Annotated in this window: 7 protein-coding genes; 6 read left to right on the forward strand and 1 reads right to left on the reverse strand. The window is 71.5% G+C overall.

The features are described from left to right. The 3 genes from KBX39_RS17555 to KBX39_RS17565 all read left to right on the forward strand — a co-directional run. A partial coding sequence (locus KBX39_RS17555) for an L-aspartate oxidase (RefSeq protein WP_210871565.1) occupies nt 1-1503 on the forward strand: 1503 nt, incomplete at its 5' end. Continuing rightward, the gene (nadC, locus tag KBX39_RS17560; RefSeq protein WP_064446772.1) at nt 1500-2396 is read left to right on the forward strand and encodes a carboxylating nicotinate-nucleotide diphosphorylase; all 897 of its coding nucleotides are present in this window, start codon (nt 1500-1502) and stop codon (nt 2394-2396) included. The genes KBX39_RS17555 and nadC, both read left to right, overlap by 4 nt. Nucleotides 2397-2405: 9 nt before the next feature. Then, nucleotides 2406-3164 (forward strand): type III pantothenate kinase, encoded by a 759-nt coding sequence (locus tag KBX39_RS17565; protein WP_030504826.1) that lies wholly within the window; start codon nt 2406-2408, stop codon nt 3162-3164. A gap of 52 nt (nt 3165-3216) precedes the next feature. Here the strand turns inward: KBX39_RS17565 and KBX39_RS17570 are convergent, their stop codons facing one another. After that, on the reverse strand, nt 3217-3969 hold the full coding sequence (locus KBX39_RS17570) for a class I SAM-dependent methyltransferase (RefSeq protein WP_210871567.1): 753 nt from the start codon (nt 3967-3969) through the stop codon (nt 3217-3219). Between the two features lie 93 nt (nt 3970-4062). Here KBX39_RS17570 and lysS point away from each other — a divergent pair, with 93 nt between their 5' ends. From lysS to KBX39_RS17585, 3 genes are all read left to right on the forward strand, one after another. Next, complete coding sequence (lysS, locus tag KBX39_RS17575; protein ID WP_043327915.1) at nt 4063-5571, forward strand: lysine--tRNA ligase; 1509 nt, start codon at nt 4063-4065, stop codon at nt 5569-5571. A gap of 122 nt (nt 5572-5693) precedes the next feature. Further along, nucleotides 5694-6044, forward strand: a complete 351-nt coding sequence (locus tag KBX39_RS17580; protein WP_166457523.1) for an Lsr2 family protein — start codon at nt 5694-5696, stop codon at nt 6042-6044. Nucleotides 6045-6540: 496 nt separating this feature from the next. Next, nucleotides 6541-7462: Clp protease N-terminal domain-containing protein (locus tag KBX39_RS17585; RefSeq protein ID WP_210871569.1), on the forward strand; the 922-nt coding region annotated here is incomplete at its 3' end.

Here is a 7462-nt window from a genome sequence, read left to right on the forward strand (position 1 = left end):
ACGCGCTGGGCGCAGGGCGGCATCGCCGCCGTACTGGACCCGGCGGACACGCCGGACGCGCACGCGTACGACACCGAGGTGGCCGGCGTCGGCCTCTGCGACCCGGCGGCGGTCCGCGCGCTCGTGGCCGAGGGCCCGACCCGGCTGCGCGAGCTGATGCGGATCGGGGCGGAGTTCGACCGCAACGCGGACGGGTCGCTGATGCTGACCCGGGAGGGCGGCCACCGCGCCGACCGGATCGTGCACGCCGGCGGTGACGCCACCGGCGCGGAGGTGCAGCGGGCGCTGCACGACGCGGTACGCCGCGACCCGTGGATCCGGCTGGTCGAGCACGCGCTGGTGCTGGACCTGCTGCGCGCCCCCGGCGACGGGCCGGGCGGGCTCGGTCCGGCCTGCGGGATCACGCTGCACGTGCTCGGCGAGGGCAGCGAGGACGGCGTCGGCGCGATTCTCGGCCGCGCGGTCGTGCTGGCCACCGGCGGGATGGGGCAGATCTTCGCCGCCACCACCAACCCGGCGGTGTCCACCGGCGACGGGGTGGCACTGGCGCTGCGCGCCGGCGCGGCCGTCACCGACGTGGAGTTCGTGCAGTTCCACCCGACCGCGCTGATCGTGCCGCCCGGCGGGCCGGGCGCGGGGCTGGCCCAGCAGCCGCTGGTCTCCGAGGCGCTGCGCGGCGAGGGCGCGCACCTGGTCGACGGCGACGGCAAGCGGTTCATGGTCGGCCAGCACGAACTGGCCGAGCTGGCGCCCCGGGACGTGGTCGCCAAGGGCATCCACCGGGTGCTGCTCGCGTCCGGCGCGGACCACGTGTTCCTGGACGCCCGGCACCTCGGCGGTGACTTCCTGGCCCGGCGGTTCCCCACCATCGTCGCGTCGTGCCTGGCCATCGGCGTGGACCCGGCGACCGACCTGATCCCGGTCGCGCCGGCCGCCCACTACGCCTCCGGCGGCGTCCGGACCGACCTGCGCGGCCGTACCTCAATCCCCGGCCTGTACGCCTGCGGCGAGGTCGCCTGCACCGGCGTGCACGGCGCGAACCGGCTGGCCAGCAACTCGCTGCTGGAAGGGCTGGTCTTCTCCCGCCGGATCGCCGAGGACATCGCCGCCGGGCTGCCCGAGCAGGCCCGCCCGGCGGAGACCGGCGCCTGGATTGGCGGCCCGGGCGCGCTGGTGCCGGCGTCCGGCACGGCGGAACTGCAACGGGCGATGACGCGGGGCGCGGGCGTGCTCCGGTCGGCGCGGACGCTGGAGGCCACCGCCGCCGCGCTCACCGGGCTGGGCGCGGGGCGGGGCGTGCCGCGTACCGCCGACTGGGAGGCGACGAACCTGCTCACCGTGGCGTCGACGCTGGTCGCGGCCGCGTACGCCCGGCAGGAGACGCGGGGCTGTCACTGGCGGGAGGACTTCCCGACGGCCGACGAGCGGTGGCTGGGCCACCTGGTGGCCGAGGTGGGTACGGACGGCCGGGTGGCCGAGCGCTGGGAGGAGAAGCACTCATGAGGGAGTCGACGGAGCAGGCGCTGCGCGACGGTGGCCTGGACCCGGAGCGGGTCCGGCGGATCATCCTGGACACGCTGCACGAGGACCTCGGGCCCGACTTCCTCGACGTGACGAGCGTGGCCACCATCCCGGACGAGCAGCAGGACACGGCCGATCTGGTGGCGCGCGCCGACGGCGTGGTGGCCGGGCTGCCGGTGGCCGCCGCCGTGTTCGAGCTGGTCGCCGACGTGACCGGCGCCGGGCGTACGGTCGAGGTGTCGGTGGTGGCCCACGACGGGCAGCGGGTGGCGCGCGGCGACGTGCTGGCCACTGTGACCGGCCCGACCCGGCTGCTGCTGACCGCCGAGCGGACGGCGCTGAACCTGCTGTCCCGCATGTCCGGCGTGGCGACGCACACCCGGGCCTGGGCCGACGAGCTGGCCGGTACGAAGGCGACGGTGCTGGACACCCGCAAGACCACGCCGGGCCTGCGGGCGCTGGAGAAGTACGCGGTCCGGGCCGGCGGCGGCACCAACAAGCGGATGGGCCTGTACGACGTCGCCATGATCAAGGACAACCACAAGGTCGCCGCGGGCGGGATCAGCGCCGCGTTCCGCCGGGTCCGGGAGGCGTTCCCCGACGTCCCGGTGCAGGTCGAGGTGGACACGCCGGCCGAGGCGGTGGAGGCGGTCGAGGCGGGCGCGAAGTTCCTGCTGCTGGACAACATGACCCCGGCACAGCTGCGCGAGGTGGTGGCGTCGGTGGGCGACCGGGCGGAGCTGGAGGCCACCGGCGGGCTGACGCTGCCGATGGCCGCCGAGTACGGCGCGACCGGCGTCGACTTCCTCTCCGTCGGCGCGCTCACCCACTCCTCGCCGATCCTGGACATCGCCCTCGACCTGCGCGACGTCTAGGCTGCCGCTGTGCTGCTCTGCATCGACATCGGAAACACGAACACCGTGCTGGCGACCTTCGACGGCGACAAGCTGGTGCACTCGTGGCGCATCAAGACCGACGCCCGCTCCACCGCGGACGAACTGGGGCTGATGTTCCGCGGGCTGCTCGCCGGTGACGCTGTGGAGATCACCGGGGTGGCCGCCTGCTCGACAGTGCCGGCCGCGCTGCGCTCGTTGCGCACCATGCTCGACAGGTACTACGCCGACCTGCCCAGCGTGATCGTCGAGCCCGGCGTCCGCACCGGCGTCCAGCTCGCCATCGACAACCCGAAGGAGGTGGGCGCGGACCGCGTGGTGAACACGCTTGCCGCGTACACGCTCTACGGCGGGCCGTCGATCGTGGTGGACTTCGGCACCACCACCAACTTCGACGTGATCAGCAGCCGGGGTGAGTTCCTCGGCGGGGCGTTCGCGCCGGGCATCGAGATCTCCTTCGACGCGCTGGCCGCCCGCGCGGCGCAGCTGCGCAAGGTGGAGGCGACCCGCCCGCGTTCGGTGATCGGCAAGAACACGGTCGAGTGTCTCCAGGCCGGGCTCTACTTCGGCTTCGCCGGTCAGGTGGACCGCATCGTCGAGCGGATGTCCGAGGAACTGGGCGGGGTCAAGGCGGTCATCGCCACCGGCGGCCTGGCGTCGCTGGTGCTCGGCGAGTGCCACACCATCACCCACCACGAGCCGATGATCACGCTGATCGGCCTGCGGATGGTCTACGACCGCAACACCTGAGGTGCAAGGAAGGGCCCCCTGTTAACGCCTCCGGTAGAGGAGGGGCCCCTTTTTAGCGCCGCCGGGCCCGGAGCACCATCGTGCGGTAGGGCAGCTCGACCGTCTCCCGGCCGGCCAGGTCGGGGTGGGTGGCGAACAGCTCCGCCAGCTCCGCGTCCACCCGTCGCCGCTCGTCCGCGTCGGCGGTCAGCCAGAACGAGCGGGTGTGCAGCATGCTCACCACCTCGTCCGGCGTGAGCGTGGTCGCGTGGGCGAACTCGCCGATCTCGACAGCGGTGAAGGCGGCGCCGAAGTCCGCGTACCGCTGCGTCACGTCGCCCGCGTTGTCCCCGAGGTGCGCGATCCGGGTCAGCTCCGCCACCCACCCGACCCGCTCGTCCCGGATGTTCCAGACCGGCGCGAACGTGCCGCTCGGGCGCAGGACGCGCGCGGCCTCGGCGTGCGCCCGCTCCCTGTCGAACCAGTGGTAGGCCTGCCCGGCCAGCACCGCGTCCGCCGACCCGTCCGGCAGCGGCACGGCCTCGGCGCTGCCCGCGAGCGCCGTCGTGCCCGGCGTGGCGGCGGCCAGTTGCGCCCGCATCCCCGGATCCGGTTCCACGGGTACGACTTGAGCCACCGTCCCGTCCGCGGTGAGCGCCAGCAGTCCCCGGGTGAGGATGCCGGTGCCCGCGCCGAGGTCGACCACCCGGGCGTCGTGCAGCCCGTCCAGTGCCCAGCGCAACGCGGCCCGGGGATAACGGGGACGGAACCGGTCGTACTCGGCCGCGGCGGCGCCGAACGAGAGCGCCGCAGTGGGGTCGGTCATGACGGGCAGGTTATCCCGTAACGGCCGCCAGGCCGCTTGAGTACGCTCATGTGCTGACCCCGCCGATGTTCCCAAGGCCTGAGGAAGCGTGCCGTGACCGAGCAGAACGCCCTGCCAGCAGACCCCGCCGACGACCTTCCCGAGCAGATGAAGGTCCGCCGGGAGAAGCGGGACCGGATGCTCGCCGAGGGCACCGAGCCGTACCCGGTGGGCTTCCCGCGCACCACGACGCTCGCGCAGCTGCGCGAGCGCTACGCCGACCTGCCCACCGACACCGCCACCGGCGACCGCGCCTCGGTCACCGGCCGGGTGATCTTCATTCGCAACACCGGCAAGCTCTGCTTCGCGACCCTTCGCGACGGTGACGGCACCGAACTCCAGGCGATGCTCTCGCTGGACCGGGTCGGGCCGGAGCGGCTGGCGGACTGGAAGCGCCTGGTCGACCTCGGCGACCACGTCGGCGTGACCGGCGAGGTGATCACCAGCCGGCGCGGCGAGCTGTCCGTGCTGGCCGAGGAATGGGCGGTCACCGCCAAGGCGCTGCGCCCGCTGCCGGTGGCGCACAAGCCGCTGAGCGAGGAGTCCCGGGTCCGCCAGCGCTACGTGGACCTGGTGGTCCGCCCGCAGGCCCGGCAGATGGTCCGCACCCGGGCCACCGCCGTCCGCAGCCTGCGGGACACGCTGCACGGGCAGGACTTCATCGAGGTCGAGACCCCGATGCTGCAACTGCTGCACGGTGGCGCGGCGGCCCGCCCATTCGTGACCCACAGCAATGCGCTCGACACGGATCTGTATCTGCGAATCGCGCCGGAACTGTTTCTCAAGCGCGCGGTGGTCGGTGGCGTCGACCGCGTCTTCGAGATCAACCGTAACTTCCGTAATGAGGGCATCGACTCTTCGCACTCGCCGGAGTTCGCGATGCTGGAGGCGTACCAGGCGTACGGCGACTACGACACGATGGCCGAGCTGACCCGAAATCTCGTACAGCAGGCCGCGATCGCGGTCGCCGGATCGACCGTGGTGACCCACGCCGACGGGCGTGAGTTCGATCTGGGCGGCGAGTGGCGCTCGGTGACACTGTTCGGTGTCCTTTCCGAAGCGCTCGGTGAGGAGGTCACCGTCCGCACCGAAAGGGCACGGCTGGTCGAGTACGCGGACAAGGTCGGTCTCTCCGTAGACCCGAAGTGGGGACCGGGCAAGCTGGCCGAGGAGTTGTTCGAGGAACTCGTGGTGCCGTCGCTTCAGGCGCCCACGTTCGTCCGCGACTACCCGGAGGAGACCAGCCCGCTGACCCGGGCCCACCGCAGTGAGCCGGGCCTGGCCGAGAAGTGGGACCTGTACGTGCTGGGATTCGAGCTGGGTACCGCGTACTCGGAGCTGGTCGACCCGGTCGTGCAGCGGGATCGGCTGGTCGCCCAGGCGCAGCTCGCGGCGCGCGGCGACGACGAGGCGATGCGGCTGGACGAGGATTTTCTCCGAGCGATGGAGTATGGAATGCCGCCGTCCGGTGGCATGGGAATGGGAATCGACCGCCTGCTGATGGCGCTGACCGGGCTGGGAATTCGGGAAACGATCCTGTTCCCGTTGGTCCGGCCGGAGTAGGCGCTCCCGCAAAGCTTCTCCGGCTCGTTACCCCGTCCTATTGACGGAACAAGCGCCGGACGGGTTATTGTGCTCTTGCGAGTATTGCAGGAGCAGCACCCTGCTCGAAAGGAATGTGGGACGTGGCCAAGCAGATCATTCACAAGCTGGTCGATGACCTGGACGGCGGGGACGCTGACGAGACCGTCAAGTTCGCGCTCGACGGCGTGCAGTACGAGATCGACCTCTCCGCATCCAACGCGGAGAAATTGCGTGACGTATTCGCGCCGTACATCGCGAACGGAACGAAGGTCGGTCGCGGGGGTGTGGTCGTGGGTGGCCGGGCCGCTCGGGGCCGGGGCGGCGCGACCGCCGACCGCGAGCAGAACCGGGCCATCCGCGAGTGGGCCAAGAAGGCCGGCAAGGACATCTCCGACCGGGGCCGGATCCCGCAGGAGATCGTGGACGAGTACCACGCGAAGGCGGGGCACTGACCCCACCTTCGTCACGGGCGACGCGACGCCGGGCCGGAGTGCGACTCCGGCCCGGCGTCGCCGTTTCCGCCCCCGTTGTCACGCTCGCGGCCGGCGTCCCGCCGAGTGGCGGATGTCCGATCCGCCTGGCCGCGAGGCGGGTGGGGTGGGAAGAAATCTCCCCCCGGGGAAGTTGTCCACAGGCGGTGGAGATTCCGTCCACAGGTTGTGGACAAGCGCGGCGGGTGTGTGACGCCGCCCAGGTCTGCTCGGCCGGCCCTCTGCCGCCGGTCGAATTTCGCTCTGCGCGTACAGGCAGGGGTCCCGGAACACCTCCTGAGCGTGGACGGTTGTCTGAAACGACGTTGGAACGAGCATTCGCGGGGCCACACGACCTCAGCGGAGACGGTCCGCGGCGATAGAGTAAGGAGGCACGGACGCCCGTCCCGGACGTCCGCGCACCGGCCCCGCCGAGATCTGACCATCAAGGCGCACGGCACGTGAGGAGCACGAGGGCATGTTCGAGCGGTTCACCGACCGAGCGCGACGGGTTGTCGTCCTGGCCCAGGAAGAGGCCCGGATGCTCAACCACAACTACATCGGTACGGAACACATCCTGCTGGGCCTGATCCACGAGGGTGAGGGTGTCGCGGCAAAGGCCCTGGAGAGCCTCGGCATCTCCCTGGAGGGCGTGCGTCAGCAGGTCGAGGAGATCATCGGCCAGGGCCAGCAGGCGCCGAGCGGGCACATCCCGTTCACGCCGCGGGCCAAGAAGGTGCTGGAGCTGTCGCTGCGCGAGGCGCTGCAGCTCGGCCACAACTACATCGGCACCGAGCACATCCTGCTCGGCCTGATCCGCGAGGGCGAGGGCGTCGCCGCCCAGGTCCTGGTGAAGCTGGGCGCCGACCTGAACCGGGTCCGCCAGCAGGTCATCCAGCTGCTCTCCGGCTACCAGGGCAAGGAGCCGGCCGCCGCCGGTGCGGCGCCGGGTGAGGCCGCGCCGTCGACCAGCCTGGTGTTGGACCAGTTCGGCCGCAACCTGACCCAGGCTGCCCGGGAGGGCAAGCTCGACCCGGTGATCGGGCGGGAGAAGGAGATCGAGCGGGTCATGCAGGTGCTGTCCCGCCGTACGAAGAACAACCCGGTGCTGATCGGTGAGCCCGGCGTCGGCAAGACCGCCGTCGTCGAAGGGCTGTCGCAGAAGATCATCAAGGGTGAGGTGCCGGAGACGCTGAAGGACAAGCAGCTCTACACGCTCGACCTCGGTGCCCTGGTGGCCGGTTCCCGGTATCGGGGTGACTTCGAGGAGCGTCTGAAGAAGGTGCTCAAGGAGATCCGCACCCGCGGTGACATCATCCTGTTCATCGACGAGATCCACACGCTCGTCGGTGCGGGCGCGGCCGAGGGCGCGATCGACGCCGCCAGCATCCTCAAGCCGA

It is taken from the genome of Micromonospora sp. D75, from assembly GCF_018070405.1.
Taxonomy (GTDB): Bacteria; Actinomycetota; Actinomycetes; order Mycobacteriales; family Micromonosporaceae; genus Micromonospora; species Micromonospora chalcea.

Bases quoted from the DNA above. Each gene is read 5' to 3' on its own strand.
- nadC (WP_064446772.1), top strand. From the start codon at position 1,500: ATGAGGGAGTCGACGGAGCAGGCGCTGCGCGACGGTGGCCTGGACCCG.
- KBX39_RS17570 (WP_210871567.1), bottom strand. From the start codon at position 3,969: ATGACCGACCCCACTGCGGCGCTCTCGTTCGGCGCCGCCGCGGCCGAG.